The following is a 23642-nucleotide window of genomic DNA, read 5'->3' on the forward strand; positions in this document are numbered from 1 at the left end:
CGGGACGATTCGCCGATTGGTCACCCGGCGGAGCGCGGTCGAGCTCTCGACGAAGACCGAGAGTATCGTATCTGATTCCCGGACGGCAACGGTTAAACGGGATTCGGAGAGCCCTAGGGTATGTCACTACTCGCCCGCTTCCGGGAGTGGATCGCGGGGACGAACCGGGAGGAGCCGGTGGCCGACGGCGGCGTCACCGTTCAGCCCGGCGGCGACCCGATCCCCTCGCCCGAGGAGGAGGAAGAGGACGACGAACTGAACGTCGACGACGACCTGCTGCTCGACGGCGTCGGGTCGCCCGTCTTCATGTTGGACGCCGACGGGGAGATCGTCGCCTGGAACTCCGCGATCGAGGAGCTGACCGGCGCGACCGCCGAGGAGGCGATCGGCCACGAACACGCCAGCGAGATGTTCTACCCCGACGGGCGTAGGGCACAGACGCTCGCCGACAAGGTGCTCGAGTACCCGAAGTCGGTCCACGAGGAGTTCGACGTCGGGCTGGAGGACCGCTCGACGTGGCTCTACTGCGACGAGAGCGTGATGACCGACCAGTACGGCGATGACCGCCACATCTACTTCACGGCGATGCCGCTGTACGAGGACGACGAGCTCGTCGCCGTCGTCGAGACGGTTCGCGACCGGACCGACCAGGTCCGCCGGCAGCGGGCGGTCGAGGGGCTCGTCGACGAGCTCGGGACGTCGATGGAGAAGTTGATGGAGGGTGACCTCGACGCGCGAGCGTCGTTCGTCGACGAGAACGACTGCCTCGACGACCGGCTCCTGTCGGTCGTCGACGACCTGAACCGGATGGCTGACGCCTTCCAGGACACCGCCGCCGGCGTCGACGAGGGCACCGTCCGACTGGGAGAGTCCGTCGAGGAGGCGGTCGACGCCGCCGAGGAGATCGCCGAGAACGTCGGCGAGCAGAACGAACTGCTCTCCGAGGGCGTCTCGGAGATGCAGACGTTCTCCGCGTCGATGGAGGAGGTCGCCGCGACCGCCGAGGAGGTCGACACGGCCGCCGAACAGGCACGAGACGCCGCGACCGAGGGGCTCGACGCCAGCGAGGACGCTCGCGAAGCGACCGAGGAGGTGACGGAGATCGGCGAGGAGCTCGTGGACTCCGTCACGGACCTCGGCGACCGGATGGACGACATCGAGGCCGTCGTCGAGGTCATCTCCGACGTGGCCGAGCAGACGAACCTGCTCGCGCTCAACGCGAACATCGAGGCCGCCCGCGCGGGCAAGGAGGGCGACGGCTTCGCCGTCGTCGCCGAGGAGGTGAAGACGCTCGCCGACGAGACCCGACAGCACACCGAAGAGATCACCGGCAACATCGAGGAGCTCCAGAGCCAGACCGACTCGACGGTCGTCGCTGCCGAACAGAGCCACCAGCAGATCGACCACGCGGCCGACCAGATCGACGACGTGTTGGAGGCGTTCGAGGACATCGCGTCGTCGATCGACCAGGCGGCCGACGGCATCGCGGAGGTGTCGCGCGCGACCGACGACCAGGCGGCCACCGTCGAGGAGCTCACCGCGACCATCGAGGAGGTCCGCGAGCGGTCGAAGGAGAGCCAACACGCCGCCGACCGGATCGTCGCCGCGACCGACGACCAGAGCGATGCGATCGCGGAGCTGTCCCAGCGCGTCGCCGAACTCCGCGGCGAGAACGCCGAGAGCGACGGCGTCCGCGTCGACGGCGGGAAGCCGGTCGACCGCGCCGGTCGGACGGCTTCGCCCGAGACCGAGGATCCGGAGTTCCGCACCGACGGCGGGATCACGATCGGGCGGTCGGGGAAGGACCAGTCCACGGACGATGGCGCCCACGAAGCCGGAAGCGATGGCTCCGAGGTCGACGACTACGGCGGCTTCGAGTTCGGGAACTGAGCGACGCCACTTCGACACCACTTCGACGCCACTTCGACGCGGTCCCGGTATCGCGACGCGCCGTTTGCTTCAGCAGTCGTCGGCCCCGGATCGACGGTCGCGACCCCCACAGTCTTTCTCGTCCGCGGTCGAACCGGGATCCATGCGTCTCTGGCTCGTCTCCCGCGAGTACGACACCCGACAGACGGTGACACTCACCTACGCGAGCGTCGACGGTAGACGCTCGTACACCCGACAGGCGTCGATCGAGTTGCTTCAGCGGAAGTCGATCACCGCCGCGATCGATCGCGACGAGGACGACGCCGAGCGCGTCGACGACGACGAGCGGCGCGAACGGTACGCCGCGGAGGCAGAGCGGATGGCCGCCGATCACGACCCGGACGACGAGATCTGACGGCGCCGTCGGCGGAACCGATCGGCGCGTGACGACGACGGAAGTCGCGGAAAAGCGGCGAAGAACGGCGGCGAGAATGCGAGCGTGGGGGAGGCGAGTCCCCCGCCCTCAACACCAGTTCTCGAGCACCGGGGCGTCCGCCTCGCCGACGGAGAGCCACGCGCCGTCGCACCCGAGGTCCGCGATGACGAACTCCGCGGAGCTCTCGTCGACCGACGCCATCACCTCACCGGGCTCGCATCCCGTGTGCCTCGTTGCCATATGATTATGTCTCACATGCGCACTGATAAACTCGTCGGATTGCCATCGATTCACAGGGTCGCTCGTCGGATCGACGCCGGATCACGGGGCCGCTTCCGATCCGTCGAACACGACCTCGACGGGAGTCCCACGCCGACCGGGACGACGACTCGGCCGGAACGAAACAGGGAGTGGGGCGGCACCACACCTTCGCATGATACAAGAGGCGCCGGAGCGCACTGCGGGGTATGAACGTAGCAGACGCGATGACGCCGCGGGCAGACCTCGTCACGGTGTCGCTCCCCGGCAGTCGCGACGACGTCCTCACGTACCTCCAAGAGTACCGCTTCTCGTCGGTCCCGGTCGTGAAAGGCGAGGGCGACGAGGAGGTGTACCGCGGCCTCGTCTCCCGGGACGACCTCATCGAACAGCCCGACGAGGACCAGCTCGCGCTGTTGATGCGGGACGTCCCGACGGTCACACCCGACACGAACCTCCGTGACGCCGCGCAGGTGATGATCGGGGGCAGTCGCCGAGTGCCCGTCGTCGAGGAGCAGAACGGCGACGTACTGACTGGTGTCATCACCGTTACGGACATCGTCGCCGCGATCGCCCGTGGAAAGGTGGAGACCGACGCCGCCTGCGGCGACGTCGCCGGTACCGACGTGAACACGGTGTACACCGGCACGCCGCTGACGGTCGCCGAACGACAGCTGTTCTTCGCGAACGTCCCCTACGCGGTTGCGCTGGGCGACGACGGCGACATGGCGGGCATGCTCACCGAGGTCGACGTGCTCGACGTCGCCCGCGTCGTCGAGGGCGAGGACGACACCGGCGACTCCATCGCCGACCAGGACGACGACTGGAAGTGGGAGGGGATCAAGGCCATCGGCGCGGCGTACGTGCCCACACGGAACGTCGAGATCCCCGCCGAGCCGGTCTCCGGGTTCATGACCGAGGAGGTCGTCACCGTCTCGCGCCGGCGGAGCGTGACCGAGGCCGCCCAGGAGATGATCACGGAGGACATCGAACAGATCCCGCTGCAGGCCGGCGGCGAACTCGTCGGCATCGTTCGGGACGTGCACCTGCTGGAGGCGCTGTAGGATGGTCGCACAGGAGGACGTGATCGAACTGGCGAAGCGTCGAGGCTTCTTCTTCGGCGCGAACGGCGCCTACGGCGGCGTCGCGGGCTTCTACACGTACGGCCCCAACGGCGCGGCGGTGAAGGACAACCTCGAGTCCGCCTGGCGCGACCGGTTCACCGTCCGCCAGGGCAACATGGAGATCGAGGCGCCGACGATCATGCCCGAGGCCGTCTTCGAGGCGTCCGGCCATCTCGACGGCTTCGACGACATGCTCGTCGAGTGCCCCGAGTGCGGCGAGTCCCACCGTGCCGACCACCTCATCGAGGACAACACCGACATCGAGGAGGCCGAGTCGCTGCCGGTCCCGGAGGTCGAGGAACTCATCCGCGAACACGACCTGCGGTGCCCCTCGTGTGACGCCGAGCTCTCGGACGAGCCGGTCGAGGACTTCAACCTCATGTTCGAGACGAGCATCGGCCCCGGCTCGGGCCAGCCCGGCTACATGCGCCCGGAGACGGCGCAGGGCATCTTCGTGGAGTTCCCGCGGCTGAAGGAGTACGCCCGGAACCGCCTCCCGTTCGGCGTCACCCAGATCGGCCCCGCCTACCGCAACGAGATCAGCCCCCGGAAGGGTATCATCCGCGTGCGGGAGTTCACGCAGGCCGAACTGGAGACGTTCATCGACCCCGAGGAGGACGAGCCGCCCCTGCACGAGGTCGAGGACGTGGAGGTCACGCTGTACCCGGCCACCGAGCAGGAGGACGAGGACGCCGAGGCGTACACCACGACCGTCGGCGAGGCCGTCGACGAGGGCGTCATCGGCTCCGAGTGGGTCGGCTACTACCTCGGCGTCGCGCAGGGCTGGTACGAGCGAGTCGGCGTCGACATGGACCGGTTCCGCTTCCGCCAGCACCTCCCCGGCGAACTCGCCCACTACGCGGCCGACTGCTGGGACGCAGAGAGCGAAGTCGGCGGCGACTGGATCGAGATCACCGGCTTCGCCTACCGCTCGGACTACGACCTGACCAAGCACGCCGAGCACTCCGGCGAGTCGTTCACGGTGTTCAAGCAGTACGACGAGCCGAGGACGGTGGAGCGGGCGACGGTCGATCCCGACATGGCGACGCTCGGCCCCGAGTTCGGCGGCGACGCCGGCGCGGTCGCCGAGGCGTTGCAGACGATCGCCGAGCGCGACCCGGACGCCTTCGACGCCGACGAGGTCGAGGTCGAGGTCGACGGCGAGACGCACACGGTCGCCACGGACGTGGCGAACTTCTCGGTCGAGGAGGTGACCGAGAACGGCGAGCACATCACGCCGCACGTCGTCGAGCCGTCGTTCGGCGTCGACCGCATCGTCTACACGGTGATCGAGCACGCCTACCGCGTCGACGAGGTCGACGGCGAGGAGCGGACCTACCTCGCCTTGGACCCGGAGATGGCGGCGACCGACGCCGCCGTCTTCCCGCTCGTCTCCAACGACGACCGCCTGCTCGACCTCGCTGACGAGGTCACCGGCGACCTGCGCGCGGCGGGCCTCTCCGTCGAGTACGACGACTCCGGCTCGATCGGCCGGCGCTACCGCCGGCAGGACGAGGTCGGCACGCCGTTCTGTGTCACCGTCGACCGCGACGGCGTCGAGGGCGACGACCCCGACACCGTCACCGTCCGCGAGCGCGACTCCGCGCGGCAGGTCCGCGTGCCCGTGGGCGAGGTCGCCGACGAGATCGCGCGCCTCCTCGATCCCGAGGAGGACCGCGCGTTCCACGCGCTGGCGGAGTCACACGACGAGATCGAGACGGACGTGGAGACGGCCTGAGACGCCGATGGGGGAGCTGAAGCGGCGGGCGGTTCACGTCTCCGGGACCGGGTTCCCGGCGATCTACCTCCTCGGGCTGGTCACGTGGCGACAGCTCCAGGGGCTGCTCCTGCTCGCGACCGCCGGCGTGTTCGTCCTCGAGTTCCTCCGGCTCGTCGTCGACGTGGAGTGGTGGCCGCTGGACCGCGTGTACGACGAGTTGACCCGCGAGTACGAGGCCGACAACGTCGCCGGCTACGCGCTGTTCATGGTCGGAGCAACGCTGGCGGCGTTGGCGTTCGCACCCCCGTACGGCCCCGAGATCGTCGCGTTCGAGCCGCCGCTCGCGGTGTCGGCGATCCTGATGCTGTCGATCGGCGACCCCGTCTCGGGGTACCTCGGGAGCAACGACGCGACGACCGCGAAGGAGGTCGGCGTGCTCGCGGTCATGTTCCTCGTGTGCTTCGCGCTCGCGGTGCCGATAACCGTCCTCCACGCGGGGACCGTCGTCGGCGTCGCCGCCGCGGTCGCGGGGGCGCTCGGTGCGACAGTCGCCGACGGCCTGAAGCCGGTGATCCGCGGCTACGTGATCGACGACAACCTCACGATCCCGCCCGCCGCGGGGGCTGCGATGACCGCCGTGTTCCTGTTTGCGGCCTGAGGGCCTCATGCAACGGGGTTCGAGAGGATTCGAGCGCGACCGTCTCGCCCCGGCTCACCGACTACCGCAACACGATCAGGTACGTCGCCGCGAAGATGACGAGCGCGAGGCCGGCGACGTTCTCGAGCGTCAACGCGGCCAGATCGAGGTACGACAGCCCCCAGACGACGACCGTCGAGAACAGGCTCGACAGGACGATGTTCATCGCAAGCAGCACGCGCGGGTCGCCGTCGTTTGCCATACCCCGGCGTGCGGGGACCACCTACTTGGCTCTCGCGGTCGTATCCCACCGTATGCGCCCCCGGAACCGCGAGGGCGACCCCGTCGATCCCGTCCCGTTCCTCGTCATCGCGGGGATGGGGTTCATGATCCTCCTCTCGGCCGGGCCGATCTACCTGATGGCGCTGTTCGGCGTCGACGTGACGACCGCGCTGGCCGGCTCAGCCGCGGCGTTCGTTCCGGTAGCGCTCGTCGCGTACCACCGGCTCGTCCGATCCGCTCGGCCGGCCCTCCGCGAGGAACTCCCGACGTCGTGGCGGTTCCGCAGGCTGTGGTACGCCGCGATCGCGTTCGGGCTGCTGCTCGTGTTGTTGAGCCTCCCGCTGATCGACTGGTAACCGCGAGCGGCGCGGCCCTCCCGGGCATGGCGACGGAAGCGGAGCCGCGGACGGAAGCGGAGGCGGTTCCCCGCGGGCTTTTGTGCGGGGGGCGCCCACGCCGCGGCATGCGCGAAGTCGAGGTCGAGCGGTTCGTCGCGGCGACGCCGGACGCGCTTCGGCGACTCCTCACGCCGGCGGCGCTCGTCGAGTACGAGGGGAGCTTCGTCGCCCGCGGGACCCGACCCGACGGCGACGCGACCGTCGTCACCGTCGCCGGCGGCGGCCTGGAGTTCGACCTCCGGGTGACCGAGACGCCCGACGGCTGGCGCTACGAGCAGGTCGGTCAGCAGGGGCCGTTCGACGCGATGGAGACGGCGGTGACCCTCGAGCCGGCGAACGAGGGAAGTCGGGTTCGAGCAGTCTCGCGCGTCTCGCTGGGGCTGCCGATCCCTCTCGTCGACCGCGTCGCCGGCTGGAAGCGCCGCGGGGAACTCCGACGGCTGCTCGACGCCGTCGCCGAGGACGCCTGAGGCGGTCGATCGGCGCGGGAGCGAGCGGCGCGGGACGGTCGTGTGTCATGCCCGGGAAGCCGCGTCGCAGTTTAGACACGAGTCGACAACTGACCTGTATGGGACTGTTAGGCACACTCACGGAGACGTTGAAGGCATCGACGGAGTCGCCGAACCGCGGCGAGGGAACCGCCGAGTCGAAGGGCGCGTACTGGTGTCACGACTGCGACGAGCGTCTGCTCGATCTCGACGTGGCGGGCGACGATCCCCCGTCGTGTCCGGAGTGCGGCGACGAGATGGAGTTCGAACGCTCGCCCGGATCGACCGGCTGCGCCTGCTGACGGCTACGACAGCGAGACGACCGCGTCGCCGCCGTCCCCGTCTCCGTCGGACGCGACCGGAACCCACGCGTCCGCGTTCGCGTCGATCTCCACGCCATCGTCCCCGATCTCGTCGTCCGTGACCAGACAGGTGTCCAGCCCCGCGCGAACCGCCGACTCGTCGAGGTCGACGCCGATGACGACCACCTCGGTGTGCCTGTCGCCCCACTCGTCGTCCCAGTCGGCGTCGCCTCGGCGGTTCGCCCGATACAGCTCCCGATCGGCCTCGTCCATCGCGGCCACCCACGGGCCGACCGCCTCCACCCGAACCGACGGGCCGGCCTGACTGTAGTTCAGTCGCTGATCGCTGCCGGCGACGTGGAGCGTTCCCTTCGAGCGGACGACCGACTCGGGCAGGTCCGAGAGGAACTCGGCGAGCCGTTCCGGGTGGAACGGTCGACGCTCCCGATACACGAACGAGGTGACCCCGTACACCTCGTCCGGGTGGGCGTGGGTGTGGTCGCCGCCGTGTTCATGACCGACTCCCTGCCCATGCTCGTCGCCATCCCCGTGGTCGTCGCCGTCCGCGTCGCCGTGTCCGTGCCCATGGTCGTGCCTCTCGTCCCGGTGCTCGTACAGGTCCACGTCGAGAACCCGATCCAGCGGCGCCGCCGAGTGCTCGGTGGGGACGATCTCGACGCCGGGACGAAGCGCGCGGACCAACTCCTCGGCCTCCGCGATCTCCGCCTCCGCACACAGGTCCGCCTTGTTCAGGAGGACCACGTCGGCGCCCTCGATCTGTTCGACGAGGAGATCCGAGAGCGGGCGAACCCCGTCGTCGCCGGCGGCGGCGCCGTCGGCCTCGTGGGCGCCGCCGCGTCGCTCGGGCGTTCCCTGCCCCGCGAACGCGTCGAGGAACTGCGGGGTGTCGAGCACCGTGACGACCGCGTCCATCCGGTAGCGCGCGGCCGCCGGGCCGTTGGTGAACTGCCTGGCGACCGGGCCGGGCTCGCTGATCCCCGAGGGCTCGACGACGAGGTGGTCGAACTCCTTGCCGTCGGCGAGCTGGACAACGGCGCGTTCGAGGTCGTCTCGCAGCTCACAGCAGATACAGCCGTTCGACAGCTCGGCGACGCCCACCGCCGGGAGGTCCTCGGAGGAGAGGAGGTCGTAGTCCACGTTCACCGCGCCCACGTCGTTGACGAGCACGGCGACGTCCCTGTCGCCGGCGTTCGACAGCAGGTGGTTCACGAGCGTCGTCTTGCCGGCGCCGAGGCTCCCCGAGAGAACGGTCACGGGGATCGCGTCGTCGTCGGCCGAGCCGGGTCCACCGCCGAGTCCGCGTCCGGGCGTCATCGACGGAGGATCCGCGCGTGTGGTACTTGTGCCCGTTGATCGTGTCGGGAGCGAACGGCGAACGCATCATCGCGATACGCTTAACCACGGGAGCGCCACACACATGCCTGATGAGCAACGCCACGGACGACGGCGGATCGGCCCTCTCGGACCGGATCGAGCGGTACCTCGACGCGCTACGCGAGTGGGCCGCCGGCCTATATCACGGGCTCTTCACCCACCCGGCCTACGAGAAGATCGAGAAGGAGGCCGAGGACATCGAGGACTCGTTCATGTTGGCGTGCTTCCCCGACGCCTTCGGCATCCCCTCGCCAGTCTCCTACTACACCGCCGAGCTGCTCCCGTATCTCGATTCGGAGTTCGAGGCGTGGGAGCGACGGATGTGGGACCGCGGATCGATGCTCGAACGCAAGGGACAGCAGTACCACTTCTGATGGCCGAGCACGCACACATGGAGAAGTTCGTGTTCTTCGGCGGGAAGGGCGGCGTCGGCAAGACGACGATGTCGGCGGCATACGCCGTCAAGTGCGCCGACGCGGGCCTCGACACGCTCATCGTGTCGACGGACCCCGCACACTCGACGTCCGACGTGTTCGACCAGCGGTTCGGCGACGAACCCGAGGCGGTCGACGGCCGGACGGGGCTGTGGGCGATGGAGATCGACCCCGACGAGGAGGTCGAACACCACCTCATGGAGACGAAGCGCGCGCTGGGCGACCAGGTGAGCGCCGCGATGGTCAACGAGATCGACCGCCAGATCGAGATGGCCCACCAGACGCCCGGCGCCTACGAGGCCGCGCTGTTCGACCGGTTCGTCGACGTGATGCGCTCCAGCGGGGACTTCGACCGCGTCGTCTTCGACACCTCCCCGACCGGCGGCACCCTCCGGCTGCTCGGGCTGCCGGACTTCCTCGAGGGGTGGATCGACCGCCTCACGCGAAAGCGCGAGCGGTCGATCGACCTGTTCGAGAAGGCCGCGATCGGCAACAACGAGCCCCGTCGGGTGATGGACGGCGACCCGATCCTCGCGCGACTGCGCGAACGCAAGGAGTTCTTCGAGTACGCAGGCGAGACGCTGCGCGAGCACGCCGCGTTCTTCCTCGTCGTCAACCCCGACGAGCTCTCGGTTCGGGAGACGCGCCGCGCGGCCGAGGGGCTCGCAGACCGCGGGCTCGCCGTCCGCGGACTCGCGGTGAACCGACTCACACCCTCACCCGACGACGACGAGAACGGCCGGGGCGCGCGCTACCTCCGCGACCGCGTCGAGACCGAGCGCGCTCACCTCCGGACGCTCCGGGAGGAGTTCGACCAGCCCGTCGTCGCCGAGATCGAGACCCGCATCGAGGAGGTGAAGGGGGACTTCCTCACCGAGGTCGCCGCCGAACTCGACATCGACACCGCCGCGCCTGCGACCCCCGAGGACGGCCGGACGTGACCCTCTCACCGAACGAGAGGTTCGCGGGTCGGGCGGAACGCGCGTCCCAACGAGTGTGTGCCGGGGCGAGTGCGCGCGAGGCGCGGGGCCGGAACCACAAAGTACTCAACGGCAAATATTTCGAAGAATCCAGAATGGATTAGTAAGAAAATAATAAAGAACGGCCGTTCCAGTCGAGGAACCGCCGGTTTCGGGGCCGGCGAGCCGCCGTCGAAGGTTAATGTTTTTATATCAATTCTGCACACGACTGTGACGAGGTAACAAGCATGGTGGCAGCAATGTGGCTGGTGATCGGGGTACTCGTACTGTTCAGTGCGGGATACCTCGGATACTCGCGGTACCTCGCACAGTTCGTCGAGCTGGACGAGGACCGCGAGACGCCGGCACACAAGTACGAGGACGGACAGGAGTACGTACCGGCGAAGAAGCCGGTACTCCTGGGGCATCACTATTCGAGTATCGCTGGCGGCGCGCCCATCGTGGGCCCCATCACCGCGGGTGTCGTGTGGGGCTGGGTGCCCGCGATCCTCTGGATCGCGATCGGGAACCCACTGATGGGAGCGACGCACGACTTCGTCTCGCTGTCGGCGAGCCTCCGACACGAGGGGAAGTCGATCGGATACATCATCGGCGAGTACGTGGGCGAGCGCGGCAAGAACATGCTGCTGTGGTTCGCGTTCCTCACGATCGTTCTGGTCGTCGCGGTGTTCGCGCTGGTCGTGGCGATCGTGTTCAACGCGTACCCCGAGGCGGCGACCGCGAGCCTGATCTACATCGGGCTCGCGGTGCTGTTCGGCGTGTACCTGTATCAGCTGAACCTCTCGTTCATCCCGGGAACGATCGCGTTCGTCGCCGCGATGTTCGTGGGCGTGTACGTGGGGACGCTGTTCCCGGTCGCGCTGTTCGAGCCGGCGGCGCGCGCACCCGCCGAGACGTTCGTGCTGCTCGGCAGCGGCGGCTCGTGGCTCCCCGGCGCGGGGTCCCTGGGCGCCAACACCGCCGCGTGGGTGCCGGTCATCCTCGTGTACGGGGCGCTCGCGAGCGCGCTCCCGGTGTGGGTGCTGCTGCAGCCGCGTGACTACCTCTCGTCGTTCCTCCTGTACTCTGGGGTCGGCGGGGCCCTGCTGGCGATCATCGTCGGCACGATCGGCGGCGCGCTCGGCATCGGCGCGATCACGCCGAGCCAGCCGCTCGTGACGCAGCTCGAACCGTTCTACGGGTTCATCGGTCGCTCCGGTGCGCCGCTGTTCCCGCTGCTGTTCATCACCATCGCGTGTGGGACCATCTCCGGGTTCCACTCGCTGGTGTCGTCGGGGACCACCTCGAAGCAGCTCGACAAGGAGACCGACGCGCGCGCCATCGGCTACGGCGGGATGCTCGGCGAGGGCCTGCTCGCCACCGTCGCGCTGATCACCGTCGCGCTCGTCGCGCCCGAGGTCGGCGGCGGCATCGGTCTCGCGCTGCCGACGTTCGCGAGCGGCGGCGCGATCGTCCTGACGAGCTTCGGCATCCCGACCTCCTTCGGCGGCCCGTTCATGGCGCTGGTGCTCGTGAGCTTCCTGCTCACGTCGACCGACACCGCCGTCCGCCTGGGTCGGTACATGATGGAGGAGATCGTCGGAACGCCCGAGTCGTCGGTCGAGTCGTTCGCGGCCGACCGCTACGGCAACGCAGTCGTGCAGGCGCTACCGGCGTACGTCCTCATCACGAGCGGCTCGTGGCTGACGCTGTGGCAGCTGTTCGGCAGCGCGAACCAGCTGCTCGCGGCGCTGGCACTGCTCACCGCGACGGTGTGGCTGGCCAACTGGAGCGACTCGAAGCAACTCATCTCCACGGGCGGCCCGATGGTGGTCATGGTGACGATCACCTCGCTGGCCCTGCTGTGGCTCGCGCTGCACGACAACATCTACGCGAAGTTCCTCAACGACGCGTGGATGGCCGACGCCGGAGCCTTCGCGATGCTCTCGGCGGTCGTCCAGATCGTCCTCGCGTTCACCCTGCTGTACCTGGGGCTGTCCCTGGTGAAGATAGGGTACGACAACATCCAGGACGCCCGCAGGGACACGGGCGGCGCGGTCGCCACCGACGGGGGCCAGGCCGACGACTGAACGGCCGTCCGTCCCGACGGTCGATCTCGTTTTTTCGACGCGCTCGACGGCCAGCGGCCGCGCCGTCGACGCACCGGTGGCCCGAGTTAGAGGTGATGCCGGCGGCTTGGGAGAGCACGCGCTCGCCGAGATCTCGAATACGGAACGTCCGGAGCGCCTCCAAGGCGAGGCGTCCGGTCGGGTCCACGCGTCGAACGCCAGGTCCCTACCCATGGCTTCGCCGCGACCCGACGGCGGTCGACTCCCGTAGCCCCGTGACCGCCGCTGACAGTACGTCGATGTCACGACGGTATAACCGTTCCGCGCGGAGTATCACCGAGGAGATCCGCAGCGACGAGCGGGGCTCCCCCCACGGTCCGTATCCGAATTCCGGTCGGCCTCGGAGCCTCAGATCGTGAGGATCGCGCTGACGAGGTGCTTCGTGAAGACGGCCACGCCCGAGCCGAGCCACGTCATGAGCACGAAGTGGAGGTAGGCGTTCGCCTTGTTGCCGCCGTCGATGGTACGGATCATCACCGACGAGAGCACGGCGTTGAACAGGATGACGAGCAGGAGCAGGAACTCGATGAGCGCGATGTCGTACACGCCGGCGTAGATGATCTTGCCGACCCCGCCGGCGTTGGTGATGTCGAACTGTTGGGACAGGTCGGCGAGGATGTTCACGACCTGCAGGCCGATGAAGAACGCGAACGCGGAGGCGGAGGTGATCCCGTACAGCAGTCCGATCATCGTCACCGTCGCCTGCCGGCGCTGCTCGCGCAGTTGCATGACCGTGTTCATGTTCTGTGAGATGAGCTCCCCCAGCAGCTTCGGCCGACCCCCCATCGACCGACCCTCGAGGTACATGTCGGAGAACTTCTGGATGAGGTACGAGCGCGTGTCGGTCGCGAAGGTGTACCACGCCTGCTCGGAGCTGATCCGGATGTTGAGTCGTCGGTACAGGCGAACGATCGCGGGCGAGAGCGCGCCGAAGTCCTTCTGGTGGAGCGTCGCGAGCACGTCGCCGGTCGTCGACTGCTTGGCCGACTCTGCGGCGCCGAGCGCGCGGATGAACGAGGGGAACTCCCCGTCACGCTCCTCGATGTTCCGCTCCTCGAACCGGAGCATCACCCCGGTGATCGCCATCGGCGTGATCGGGACGCAGATGTACAGCGCGAGCGGGATGTCCTCGAGGAAGAAGAGGAGTCCGCGTAGCCCCGGGCCGACGTTGAACAGCCCCGCGCCGACGAAGACGACGAGCGCGACCGTCCCGAACACGCCGACCGCGAAACTGGCCCACAGCCGGAAGTCCGAGGGCGCCCCCTCCTCGGAGTGGAACCAGACGGGATCGTGCGGGGCCATCGCTCGGATGACGACGTAGAAGCCCAGCTGCACCAGCATGAACAGGACGATGACCGCGGAGACGGTGAGCGTCGGGTTGTCGCCGGTGAGGATCGGGAGCACGATGGCGAACACCAGCGCGAACGTCATCGAGAGGATCATCGACATGTAGAGGTCCTTCATGACCTCCAGGTTCGCCAGCGCGCCCTCGTACACCGTGATGTAGTTCTGGATGACCGCGTCCTGCTCGGACAGCAGGAACTCGTCGAGCGTCTGGCCGGCGCCGATCGTGTAGCCGAGTCGGTCGAAGAAGTCCGAGAACACGTCCGAAGGGACCTCCTTCGCCCGGCGGCGCAGCGCGTCGTCGAGCGACTGGTTCCACGTGTCGACGAGGTGGACGACCCGCCCGAGCTCGTCGGCCGCGGCGCCGTACTCCTCCTCGGTCGCGAGCGTCCGGAACACCTCCATCCGGTCGATGTTCGTCGTCGACAGCACCGTCATGTGCGTCATCACCAGGTGGAGCTGGTTCTCGATCGCCACCTGTCGCCCGTTGAGGTACAGCTTCGGGTAGAACACCGCCGCGACGAACACCAGGATCCCGAGCGCCGGGATCGGCAGGCGGACCGTCAGCGGGAGCGGCAGCAGGAACGCGCCGACGATCGTGAGCAGGAAGAACGCCCCCGAGGGGGCGAGGATGTAGCCGACGTACTTCCGCTTGGACATGTCCAGCGCGTCGTACGACGACGCGAGATCCGCCGCAAGCTCCGCTGCGGAGTCGGGGAAGAAGTCGGACGCGGACGCGCTGTTCGTGCTCATACGCGGCGCTCAGGTCGTGCGGTGCATGTCGAAGGGAAGCCCGTCGACGCCGTCGCGCTGGAAGGAGGTGATCGCCTCGTTCACCTCGTGGTAGCCGAGGATGCCCTCCTGGATCATCCGCTCGATGAGCTCCGCACGGAAGCTCAGGTCGTCGTAGATGTCGCGGGTGTCGGCGTACCCCAGCAGCGTCGCGATCTGCTCTTCGAGCACGTAGGAGTTGTTTCGCCCGCGGAAGACGATCTCGTCCTCCACGGGGTCCCAGTCGAACACCTGCCGGGTGACGACGCCGTCCATCTCCTTGGAGTACCCCTCGATCTCCTGTACCGAGGTGACCCGGCGGAGCACGTCGTCGCCCTGCTTGACGCGGTTCTGGAACAGCGCCACGTCCGCCACGTCCATGAACGTCTCCGGGACGTTGATCGGCTCGGAGGTGAACCGCTGGATCATCGAGACGATGTCGGAGGCGTGGAACGTCAGCATCACCGGGTGGCCCGTCTGGGCCGCCTGGAACGCCATGCGACCCTCCGCACCACGGACCTCCCCCACGATGATGTAGTCGGGACGCGAGCGAAGCGCCGCGGCGACGAGGTCGAACATGTCGACGTCGTTGGAGTCGCCGCCGTCGCCCTCGCGGGTGAGCAGTTGCTGCCAGGTGCTGTGCGGCGGCACGACCTCGGCGGTGTCCTCCGCGGTATAGATCTTCGAGTCGCGGGGGATGTAGCTGAGGATGGCGTTGAGCGTCGTCGTCTTCCCCGACGCCGTCTCCCCGACGACGAAGACGGTCTGCTCGTTCTCCAGGCACAGCCAGAGGTACGCCGCGAGTTCGGGACTGAGCGTTCCCCACTTCGTGATCTGGTTGATCGAGAGGGGCGTCTCCTCGCCCTGGCGGATAGTGAGCGAGGACCCCTTGATCGACACGTCGTCGGAGTAGATGATGTTGATACGCGACCCGTCCGGCAGCGTCGAGTCGATGATGGGGTTGGAGTCGGAGACGGGGTCACCCATCCGCTCGCCCATGTTGCGCAGCCAGTTGTCGAACTCCGTCGGCGTCCCGAAGTCGACGGTCGTCTCCATCATGCCGAAGACCCCGTGATCGACGTGACACTCCTTGGGGCCGATGACGTGGATGTCCTCGTTCTCCGGGTCGCGCATGACCGGCTCCAGCGGCCCGAAGCCGACGATGTCCCGGTTGAGCCGGTAGCGGATGTTGTCGTAGGTCTGCTTGGACACCTCGACGCGGCCGAAGTTCTTGATCGACGAGAGGACGTTGCGCCGACCCTGCTCCTCGGTGACGGCGGTGACGTCCTCCAGCAGTTCCTCGATCAGGTCGTCGTATCCCGACTCGCCCTCCGGCGCGGGCTTGTGGCCGCTCTGGCGTAGCAGCTTCGACTTGACGGTGTCCAGCACTTCCTCCTCGGCGCCCGACAGCGTCGGCTCGACGGTGTAGTACTTCGTGTCCTGCCCGAAGTCGCCGTACACGTGACAGAAGATGGGACCGCCGACCGGGTACAGCACGTTCGGGCGACGGGCCTCGTGCTCCCCCTCGATCTCGTCGACGAACATCGGGAACTCGCCGGTGATCTGCTTGAACTTCTGCAGGTGCTCCCGCAGGTGCGGCCGCTTCATCGCCAGCTGTTTCAGTTCGCTCGAGGGGTTCGCCTGTCCTTGGTCTGTCATCGTGGACACCTCCGTTCCGGCGACGAGCGGCGATCGTCGTCGGACGTGACGGCACCGCGCCCCCGGCTCCCGACGAGGGTGATGCTCATTACGACGATCCACCCGCGAACGAGTCTTAAAGCCTCCCCGCGAGCTATCACCTCCGATAACAATGTGTGCCGTACGCGATAGCCTGAGAACACGTCCGCGGGCGGCGACGGCCGATCGGCCGACAGCCACGTGAACGACGACCGGTCCGACGGCGGCGCCCGGGCAGCGGCCGGTCAGGCGACGCTGCGCGACTCGATGACGATCCCGGTCCCCGAGCGGACCGAGAACCCGATCGAGTCGCCGACCTGACTGCCCATCCCGGCGAAGCGCTTCACCGCGATGTTTCGGCGCACGTCGGATCCGACCTCGACCATCTGGAGTTCGAGGAACACGTCGGCGATGGACCGGAACGGCCCGATGGCGTCGTCGCCGACCGCCGAGGGGTCGACGGTGAGGACGATCACCTTGCCCGAGGAGATCATGTCGCGGAAGAAGGAGATGATCTCGAGTGCCGCCTGTCGCTCGTCGTTGTTGCGGACGAGCGCCTCGAACGTCGGGTCGTTGCGGAGGATGGAGTCGAACGTGTCGAGGATGATCACGTCGGAGTTCCACATCGTCTCCGCCTCCATCAGGAGCTTGAGCAGTTCCTTCCGGTCGGCGTCGGTGTCGGAGAAGTTCCCGCCCGAGTCGAAGTCGGCGGCGAGAAACAGCAGCTCCTCGTTCAGCAGCGGTTTCGTCACGTCGTACCGCAGCGAGTACATCTGGTCGATGAACCCCGAGACGGTCAACTCCGTCGACAACAGCGTCACGGTCGCGCCCTCGTCGACGAGACCGTAGGCGAACCGTTGGGACAGCGCGGACTTCCCGGCGCCGTAGTCGCCCTCCATGAGGACGATCGAACCGCGGGGGATCCCCCCGCCGAGTTCCTTGTTCAGTTGGTCGCGCTCCGGCAGGCCGATCGATAGCAGCGAATTCTGTTGTGCTCGTGACATTAGTGGGTGAGTGGTGTGGTGCGGATCAGGTTCTGAAGCGGAACACTTCCTCGTCGCCGCTGACGACCAGCTTCAGCCGGTGGTCGCCGGCGGGCAGGTCCGCCGCGGAGAACTCCACGCGGACCACGTCGCCGCGGTGCCAGGTGTCGCCCCCGCCGACGACCGAGATGTTCACTTCCGTCTGGTACTCGCCGTCGAGGAGGACGTCGACCGTCCCGGGCTCCGCCGGGAGATCCGATGCACCCGTGTTACGGACGTGGACGGTGACGTTCTCGTTGCCCGAGCGGTTGTACACCTGCGCGCCGGCGTCGGAGACGATCTCCGCGTCGGCGCGGATCTCGCCGGCCACGTCCAGCGACTTCGCCGAGATGGCGTCGCTGACGCGGTCGACCTCGCTCGTCAGGGTGCCGGCGACCGACGCCGCGACGACGATGGCCGCGATGAACAGGATGAGTTCGGCGGCGCTCCCGCCCGCCATCTCAGTTCACCTCGACCACGTCGCTCGCGTCGCGGACCCCGTGGTCGACGACGACCTGCGTGCGGTTCGGCGCGCTCGCGAGGTCGACCTCGAAGCGCGCGGTCTCGCCCGGCAGCCACACGCCGGTGTCGACGTCGCCCTCGACGGCGACGGTGGTGTTCGCGGGCGCCGGGATCTCGTTGTCGACGAGCAGCGTCGCGTCGCCGACGTCGAGGCTCGTGGTGCCGTCGTTGGTGGCGTTGACGACGAGCGTCTCGGTGGACGTGTTGTACGTCGCGTTCGTCACGGTGACGTCCGTGTTCGCCTGCGCGAGCGCGCGGTCGGCGGCGTCGTGGCGCGCGTCGCTCACCTGTTCGAAACCGTTGGCCGCGGCGGGGTACACGATGCCGGCCGCGAGGAACACGCCGAGGAAGACGACGCCGGCGGAGGCGCTAACGCTGAAGCCCATTCATGCCCCCCGAGAGCTGCGGCCACCGGTCGATGACGACCGACTCGGCCGTGGCGTCGGTCAGCTGCATGATGTACTTGAGCGAGCGCGTGTGGTGGTCCAGATCGAGGTGGTCGGTCCCGGGGCGGTCCATGAGGTTGCGGTCGATGTCGCCGAAGCCCGAGAGGAACCCCTTGAGCTGGTCGGCGACCTCCTCGTCGATCCAGTCGACGCGCTCGTAGTAGTTGACCGCGCGCACCGCGTCGGTCGTGGACGACTCCTCGACGAGGAACTCCAGCCACTCCATCACCATCAGGTCGCCGACGTAATCGCCCGGCAGACTGGTGAGGTACGGCTTGTCCGGCTCGTCCGAGAGATCGTCCTCCTCGACGAACTCGAAGCCGCCGTCGTCGTCGACGCCGGCGCCGCGGCGACTCGGATCCGTCGGCCCCGCCGTCGACTGGGGCGTCGGGTCGGGATCGGGCTCGGGTTCCGGCTCGGCCCCGCCACCCATCCCGAGATCGCCGGCCTCGTCGTGGCCGTTGGACTCCGGCTCGGCGTCGAGCGCGTCGAGCGGGTCCGCGCCCCCGTCGGCCCCGTCGGGTTCGGCGGCCTCGGCGCCGTCCTCGTCCCAGTCGGCGTCGCCCGACTCGTACTCATCTTTCAGTTCGCTGAAACTCTTTCCGCCGCCGTTGTCGGTCGCCATGGTATCTGAATCGGTGTCATCCGCGTTGTCGTCCCCGAAGCCGTCGAGGTCGTCGTCGAAGCTGTCCCCCTCGTCCATTCCGTCGAGGTCGTCGTCGAACTCGTCGTCCTCCATCTCGTCGAGGCCGTCGTCGAGGTCGTCGCCCTCGTCCGCCTCGTCGAGGTCGTCCATCCCGTCGTCCGCGAGGTCCTCGTCGAAGAACCCCTCGGCGTCGGCGCTCGCGAGGTCCTCGTCGAGGTCCTCCTCGCTCTCCTCCTCGCCGTCGGCGTCGTCGAACAGCCCGAAGCCGCCCTCGCCGCCGAAGTCGCCGCCGCCCCCACCCTGCACGTCGTCGACGAAGGGGTTGATCCCCCGCGTCACCATCTCGTAGATGTCGAGCAGGCTGCGAACGTCCTCCCCCATGTCCTCGACCTTCCCGGAGATCTCCTCGTTCTCCGAGCGGACCGTGTTGACGGTCGAGGAGAGGCTCGCGACCTCGTTCTCGAGGTCGTCGACGCGCTTCTCGAGCTCGGCGACGCCGTCGTCGCCGCCGCCGCCCTCTTCCCCGCCGAAGGGGTCGTCGTCGTCCCAGTCGTCCATGCCGCCGAGGTCGCCGAGGTCGTCGTCGCCGCCGCCGTCGCCGCCTCCGCCGCCGAAGGCGCCGTCGTCGCCGCCGAGCAGATCGTCGCCGTCGTCGTCGACGTCCCCGGGCCCGTCGTCGCCGTCGCGGAAGCGATCGAGCAGGCTGGCCCCCAGGAGTCCCAACGAGACGAGGAGTGTCGCGTCGGCCCCTGGGATCCCGCCGACCCCTGCTCCCGATAGCGCGGTGAGGAGACCCATTACGCCTGAACACCTCCGAACGAAACTTAAACCCATCCCGCGGATTATCGCCCCCGATAACGGACGTACGTCGGATCTCACGCCCGATATCGAGTATCCGTCGGTCGGAGAACGTGAGAGCGTGCCGACGACCGCCGGAGAGCGTGTCGGACGACCGTCGCCGCGGATCTCCCCTACAACACGATCGTCTCGCCGCCGGCGTAGGAGACGTGGAGCGCGCCCGTGCCGGTGTCGAACCGAAGCGATCGGCCGCGGTTGCCGCCGGTGTCGGCCCCGTCGACGGGGACGCCCCGCTCGCGGAGGATCGCCTCCGCGGCGGCGACGTTGCGGTCGCCGACCGAGCCGTCGTCGCCGCCGGCGTTGAACTCGATCATCTCGGCCGCGCCGGCGATCTTCGCGCGGACCTCTCCGGGAGCGGCCCCGGCCTCCGCCATCGCGTCGATCGTCGCGTCGACGCCGTCGACGACGAACTTCTCGGGGACGCCGGGACGTCCGTCCGCGACGGGAAGCATCGCGTGTAACAGTCCGCCGACGCCCGAGCTCGGGTCCCGGAGCGCGACGCCCAGACACGAGCCGAGTCCGCTTGTGACGAGCACCGCGCCGTCATCTGCGACCGCTGCCTCCGAGAGCCCGACCTTCAGTCGCGACGCGGACTGATCGGACGCCGGCGACGCCGACGGCGCACCCGCGCTCGAGGAGTCGATCGGGCTCACGGTCGCCTCACCGGGGGAGCCCGCCGTCGGTCGCCGCCGGTTCGATGCGGTCCAACGCCGCCGCCAACTCGCGCTGGTCGGGGAGCGCGTAGATGTCGCATCGCACGTTGCCGTCCGGGGTTCGGACCGTCGAGTCGATGATGAACGCGTGGTCCTGGGTCTGCCCGAGCCGGCTCACGAGCGGACTCATCACCGCCGAGCCCATGTCGTGGACGAACTGTGGCGGGGTGTGCTCGATGCTCGTGCCGAGCACGTTCGCCCAGCCGTCGATGAACCCCGAGGTCATGATGTTCCCCAGTTCCCGGAGCGCCCCCTTCTCCATGTCGCCGATCCCCGGCTCGGTCTCGGTGGGGATCATTCCGCCCGCGACCTCCTCGGCGGAGTCCTCGTCGAACAGGATGGCGAGATAGCCGCTCGGGTCGCCATGGAGCTCGAACACCGTCCCGGCCACGGTCTCGTTTCCGAGTTCGGCGGGCACGTCCTGCACCGGGACGAAGCGGAGCCGCGACACGTCCACGTCGGTCTCCGTGCCCGTCATCATGGTGATGTTGTCGGCGGCGGAGGCGGCCCCCTGTTCGGTCATCCGGTTGAACGTCGGGAGTTTGTTCACCGGGACCGCGTCGCCCGCCTCGCCGACGGGCCCCTCGTGGCCGAGCATGTCGGTGAGGCCGGCGTACTCGGGCAGCATGTAGATCGCGAACTCGAGCTCCTCGTCCATCGAGGAGACCTGCGACTCGAACATGAACACGCCCTGTCTGTCGTCGTCGAACGCGCCGTCCGGGAGGATGTCGGTTCCCGTCGCACGGACGTACGCGGGCGGCGTCATGTCGATGGCGACGCCGAGGTGGTCGGCCCAGCCGTCGATGAACCCCGAGGTCATGATGTTGCCCGCCTCGGTGACGCCGCTCCTAACGAACTCGCCGTCGCCGCCGCCGGGCATCAGCCGATCGACGAGGCTCTCGGCGGCGTCCAGCTCGAAGGCCATCACGGTCTGCCCGGTGATCCCGCCCTGCAGCCCGATCTCAACGCCCACGAACTCCCGGCCGGCGAACGACTCCCGCAGGTCGCCCGCGGCCATCAGCGTCACGTCGGTCACGTCGACGTACACGTTCGCGTCGGCGAGCTGTCCGAGCGCGTCGGCGGCTCGGTCGGCACCCTGGCTCGCCAGATCGGAGAACTCCCCCAGCGACTGGATGTCGACGTACATCCCTACGCGGGGACGACGTCGTTGATGGCTTCGAGCACGTTCGGCTTCTGGAACGGTTTCGTGATGTACCCCTCGGCGCCCGCCTTGATCGCGGCCTTCATCTTCTCCTCCTGCCCGACGCTCGTGCACATGATGACGCTCGCGTCGGGGTGTTCCTCGGTGATCTCGGTGGTCGCCTCGATCCCGTTACGGATCGGCATGACGATGTCCATCATCACGATGTCGGGGGCGTGTTCGCCGTAGAGATCCACCGCCTCCACGCCGTTCTCCGCCTCTCCGACGATCTCGAACTCGCCCTCGAGGATCTCCCGGAGGAGGTTCCGCATGAATTCCGAGTCGTCCGCGATCAGCACGCTGGTCGGCATATAGCCGAAATGGCCTCGGCGGCGATGATAAACGCATCCCCGCGGATATCAGGTATGAAAACCCGATCAGAGCCGCGACGCGTCGCCGGACGGGCGGTTCACTTCAGCCGGAGCCCGCCCGCCTCGTCGAGTGCGGCGAGCACGTCCTCGACGGTGTCGTCACGGGAGACGCCGAGTCCCGCGAGCGCCGATCGGACGGCGTTCGCCGGGAGTCGCGGGGCGGTGTCCATTCCCGCCAGGAGGATCCCGAGCGCGTCCTCCGCCTCGGTGTCGCCGCCGGCGGCGTCCGCGAACCAGGTCACGAGCGTCTCGAAGGTCTCCCCGACGTCGTCGGACGCCATTCGATGGCGTGCCGTGCGCCCGTCGAGCGACAGCGTCGCGTCGAAGCCGTAGGCGAACTCGGTGTCGGCGAGCGAGGCGGCGAGCCACTCGCCGACCGCACCGGCGTCGAGGTCCGAGGGCGAAGCGGCCGCCTCGCCCCGCGGCGCGCCCCGTCGTACGTGCGAGGCGGGGCGTTCGGACGCGGCCGCCTCCACGTCGGCGTCCCGCCCGTCGCCGCTCGTCGGGTCCTCCGGGAGCCCATCGTCGGTGCCGACGTCCGGCGACTGCGGCGTCCGTGAGGAGCCGTCGACGTCGCCGCCGGATCCGCGTGCGTTGGAGGTCGTCCGCTCGGTCGACGAGGACGACGTCGGTGGCGAGGACGACGTCTTCGGCGGCGACGACGACGCCGCGTTCGCCCCCGTACCGGCGGCTCCGGGCCCGTCCGCGGGCGAGAGTCCCTCCCGGACGGACTCGGCGGTCGAGGCGACATCGGGACCCCCGGGCTCGTTCGCGGCGGTGTCCGTCGTCGCGGCCGGATCGTCCGGCGCGTGCTCCGACTCGGGCGCATCCGAGGGGTCCTCCGCCGGCGGCCGCTGTGGCTGACGACGGTCGGGCGAGACGACGTACCGGTCGTCGCCCAGTTCGCGGACGTACTCGCTCTTCGAGATGTCGAGGTCGTCCGGGTCGACGCCGGGGTTCCCGCGCGGCGCGTCGTCGCTCATGGATCGGTGTTCCGTGCCGGGCGGTAAAAAGTGTAGTCGCGATCGGACGGACCGGTCTACAGTTCGATCCCCTGCTTCTGCCCGAGCGACTCGGGCACCGTGAAGCGGATCGTCGTCGTCGCGCCGGCCATCGTGTTGATCTTAATGGTTACCTCGTCGCCCTCGGTGAGGAGGTTCGGCTTGTCGCTGTCCCGCGAGAGGTCGAAGTTGATGGCGAACCGGTCGTCCGGGTCGTTGAGCACGGTCGGCGAACCCTGCGCGTTCTTCACGACCGACGTGGTGAACACGTCGTCGACCGACGTGCTCGCGTTCTCGTGGTTGAGGATGAACGTGCCGTCCGGACCGACCCAGGTGATCGTCACGTTCTCCAGGTCGATCTCGCCGGCGCCGGGCGCCTGCGTCACCGTCACGTTCACCGCGGTGACGGTGTTGTTCGTCTGGTCGACCGTTCCGGTGGTGACGACCTCCTGCAGGCGGTCGCTGACCTGTTTACTGCTCTGTTGTCCGGTCTCCTGTGACTTGCTCTGGAGGAAGCCGGCGGTGTTGATGAGGACGCCGGCGGCGATCGCCGCCACCAGCACCATCGCGATGAACACGATGAGCGTCCCGATCCCCACCTGCCCGCGCTCTTCATCGTCCGTGATGAACTCGAACATG

25 protein-coding genes are annotated in these 23642 nt (G+C 68.4%); 11 read left to right on the forward strand and 14 right to left on the reverse strand.

Annotation, left to right across the window (positions count from 1 at the left end):
* Positions 1 to 120 precede the first annotated feature (120 nt).
* Complete coding sequence (locus GRX01_RS16135) at positions 121 to 1890, forward strand: methyl-accepting chemotaxis protein (RefSeq protein ID WP_159670000.1); 1770 nt, start codon at positions 121 to 123, stop codon at positions 1888 to 1890.
* Between the two features lie 142 nt (positions 1891 to 2032).
* Positions 2033 to 2284 (forward strand): hypothetical protein, encoded by a 252-nt coding sequence (locus GRX01_RS16140; protein WP_159670003.1) that lies wholly within the window; start codon positions 2033 to 2035, stop codon positions 2282 to 2284.
* 108 nt (positions 2285 to 2392) lie between these two features.
* Here the strand turns inward: GRX01_RS16140 and GRX01_RS18945 are convergent, their stop codons facing one another.
* Positions 2393 to 2545, reverse strand: coding sequence for a DUF7556 family protein (locus tag GRX01_RS18945; RefSeq protein ID WP_201289625.1), 153 nt, complete (start codon positions 2543 to 2545; stop codon positions 2393 to 2395).
* 227 nt (positions 2546 to 2772) lie between these two features.
* On the opposite strand from GRX01_RS18945, the gene GRX01_RS16145 reads away from it, so the two are divergent.
* From GRX01_RS16145 to GRX01_RS16155, 3 genes are read left to right on the forward strand one after another with little or no spacing between them, the layout of a single operon-like run.
* Positions 2773 to 3627, forward strand: a complete 855-nt coding sequence (locus GRX01_RS16145; protein ID WP_159670021.1) for a CBS domain-containing protein — start codon at positions 2773 to 2775, stop codon at positions 3625 to 3627.
* Position 3628: 1 nt separating this feature from the next.
* A complete protein-coding gene (glyS, locus tag GRX01_RS16150; RefSeq protein ID WP_159670024.1) occupies positions 3629 to 5425 on the forward strand; it encodes a glycine--tRNA ligase in 1797 nt (598 codons plus the stop codon).
* 7 nt (positions 5426 to 5432) lie between these two features.
* Positions 5433 to 6065: a dolichol kinase gene (locus tag GRX01_RS16155; RefSeq protein ID WP_159670027.1), complete on the forward strand. Its 633-nt coding sequence runs from the start codon at positions 5433 to 5435 to the stop codon at positions 6063 to 6065.
* 61 nt (positions 6066 to 6126) lie between these two features.
* Here GRX01_RS16155 and GRX01_RS16160 read toward each other — a convergent pair whose 3' ends face one another.
* The gene (locus tag GRX01_RS16160; protein WP_159670030.1) at positions 6127 to 6306 is read right to left on the reverse strand and encodes a hypothetical protein; all 180 of its coding nucleotides are present in this window, start codon (positions 6304 to 6306) and stop codon (positions 6127 to 6129) included.
* Between the two features lie 52 nt (positions 6307 to 6358).
* Here GRX01_RS16160 and GRX01_RS16165 point away from each other — a divergent pair, with 52 nt between their 5' ends.
* From GRX01_RS16165 to GRX01_RS16175, 3 genes are all read left to right on the forward strand, one after another.
* Positions 6359 to 6682 (forward strand): hypothetical protein, encoded by a 324-nt coding sequence (locus GRX01_RS16165; protein WP_159670033.1) that lies wholly within the window; start codon positions 6359 to 6361, stop codon positions 6680 to 6682.
* A gap of 107 nt (positions 6683 to 6789) precedes the next feature.
* A complete protein-coding gene (locus GRX01_RS16170) occupies positions 6790 to 7194 on the forward strand; it encodes an SRPBCC family protein (RefSeq protein WP_159670036.1) in 405 nt (134 codons plus the stop codon).
* 98 nt (positions 7195 to 7292) lie between these two features.
* A complete protein-coding gene (locus tag GRX01_RS16175; RefSeq protein ID WP_159670039.1) occupies positions 7293 to 7514 on the forward strand; it encodes a hypothetical protein in 222 nt (73 codons plus the stop codon).
* A 3-nt stretch (positions 7515 to 7517) separates the two neighbouring features.
* Here the strand turns inward: GRX01_RS16175 and GRX01_RS16180 are convergent, their stop codons facing one another.
* Complete coding sequence (locus GRX01_RS16180) at positions 7518 to 8849, reverse strand: CobW family GTP-binding protein (RefSeq protein WP_159670042.1); 1332 nt, start codon at positions 8847 to 8849, stop codon at positions 7518 to 7520.
* A gap of 110 nt (positions 8850 to 8959) precedes the next feature.
* On the opposite strand from GRX01_RS16180, the gene GRX01_RS16185 reads away from it, so the two are divergent.
* The 3 genes from GRX01_RS16185 to GRX01_RS16195 all read left to right on the forward strand — a co-directional run bounded on the left by GRX01_RS16185 (position 8960) and on the right by GRX01_RS16195 (position 12392).
* Complete coding sequence (locus GRX01_RS16185) at positions 8960 to 9283, forward strand: hypothetical protein (protein WP_159670045.1); 324 nt, start codon at positions 8960 to 8962, stop codon at positions 9281 to 9283.
* 17 nt (positions 9284 to 9300) lie between these two features.
* Positions 9301 to 10284, forward strand: coding sequence for an ArsA family ATPase (locus GRX01_RS16190; RefSeq protein WP_159670295.1), 984 nt, complete (start codon positions 9301 to 9303; stop codon positions 10282 to 10284).
* Between the two features lie 266 nt (positions 10285 to 10550).
* Positions 10551 to 12392 carry a carbon starvation CstA family protein gene (locus GRX01_RS16195; RefSeq protein ID WP_159670048.1) on the forward strand — a complete coding sequence of 614 codons (1842 nt, stop codon included), beginning with the start codon at positions 10551 to 10553 and terminating at the stop codon, positions 12390 to 12392.
* A 387-nt stretch (positions 12393 to 12779) separates the two neighbouring features.
* Here GRX01_RS16195 and flaJ read toward each other — a convergent pair whose 3' ends face one another.
* From flaJ to GRX01_RS16250, 11 genes are all read right to left on the reverse strand, one after another.
* Positions 12780 to 14528: an archaellar assembly protein FlaJ gene (gene flaJ / locus GRX01_RS16200; protein ID WP_159670051.1), complete on the reverse strand. Its 1749-nt coding sequence runs from the start codon at positions 14526 to 14528 to the stop codon at positions 12780 to 12782.
* Positions 14529 to 14537: 9 nt separating this feature from the next.
* Entirely contained in the window at positions 14538 to 16205 is a 1668-nt protein-coding gene (locus GRX01_RS16205) for a type II/IV secretion system ATPase subunit (RefSeq protein ID WP_159670054.1), read from the reverse strand.
* A 263-nt stretch (positions 16206 to 16468) separates the two neighbouring features.
* The gene (locus GRX01_RS16210) at positions 16469 to 17227 is read right to left on the reverse strand and encodes an ATPase domain-containing protein (protein WP_159670057.1); all 759 of its coding nucleotides are present in this window, start codon (positions 17225 to 17227) and stop codon (positions 16469 to 16471) included.
* Between the two features lie 25 nt (positions 17228 to 17252).
* Positions 17253 to 17705: a flagellar protein G gene (locus tag GRX01_RS16215; protein ID WP_159670059.1), complete on the reverse strand. Its 453-nt coding sequence runs from the start codon at positions 17703 to 17705 to the stop codon at positions 17253 to 17255.
* Between the two features lies 1 nt (position 17706).
* Complete coding sequence (locus GRX01_RS16220) at positions 17707 to 18153, reverse strand: hypothetical protein (protein WP_159670061.1); 447 nt, start codon at positions 18151 to 18153, stop codon at positions 17707 to 17709.
* Positions 18137 to 19657, reverse strand: coding sequence for a FlaD/FlaE family flagellar protein (locus GRX01_RS16225; RefSeq protein WP_159670063.1), 1521 nt, complete (start codon positions 19655 to 19657; stop codon positions 18137 to 18139). The genes GRX01_RS16220 and GRX01_RS16225 overlap by 17 nt, the downstream gene beginning before the upstream one ends.
* Positions 19658 to 19830: 173 nt before the next feature.
* The gene (locus tag GRX01_RS16230) at positions 19831 to 20370 is read right to left on the reverse strand and encodes a chemotaxis protein CheD (protein ID WP_321168166.1); all 540 of its coding nucleotides are present in this window, start codon (positions 20368 to 20370) and stop codon (positions 19831 to 19833) included.
* A gap of 7 nt (positions 20371 to 20377) precedes the next feature.
* A complete protein-coding gene (locus GRX01_RS16235; protein WP_159670065.1) occupies positions 20378 to 21577 on the reverse strand; it encodes a chemotaxis protein CheC in 1200 nt (399 codons plus the stop codon).
* Positions 21578 to 21579: 2 nt separating this feature from the next.
* The gene (cheY, locus tag GRX01_RS16240) at positions 21580 to 21942 is read right to left on the reverse strand and encodes a chemotaxis protein CheY (RefSeq protein WP_159670067.1); all 363 of its coding nucleotides are present in this window, start codon (positions 21940 to 21942) and stop codon (positions 21580 to 21582) included.
* 98 nt (positions 21943 to 22040) lie between these two features.
* Positions 22041 to 22985 carry a DUF7500 family protein gene (locus tag GRX01_RS16245; protein ID WP_159670069.1) on the reverse strand — a complete coding sequence of 315 codons (945 nt, stop codon included), beginning with the start codon at positions 22983 to 22985 and terminating at the stop codon, positions 22041 to 22043.
* Between the two features lie 56 nt (positions 22986 to 23041).
* Positions 23042 to 23641, reverse strand: a complete 600-nt coding sequence (locus GRX01_RS16250; RefSeq protein WP_159670071.1) for an archaellin/type IV pilin N-terminal domain-containing protein — start codon at positions 23639 to 23641, stop codon at positions 23042 to 23044.
* Between the last annotated feature and the right edge of the window lies 1 nt (position 23642).

This window comes from Halobaculum saliterrae, assembly GCF_009831625.1.
In the GTDB taxonomy this organism is placed as follows: Archaea; Halobacteriota; Halobacteria; order Halobacteriales; family Haloferacaceae; genus Halobaculum; species Halobaculum saliterrae.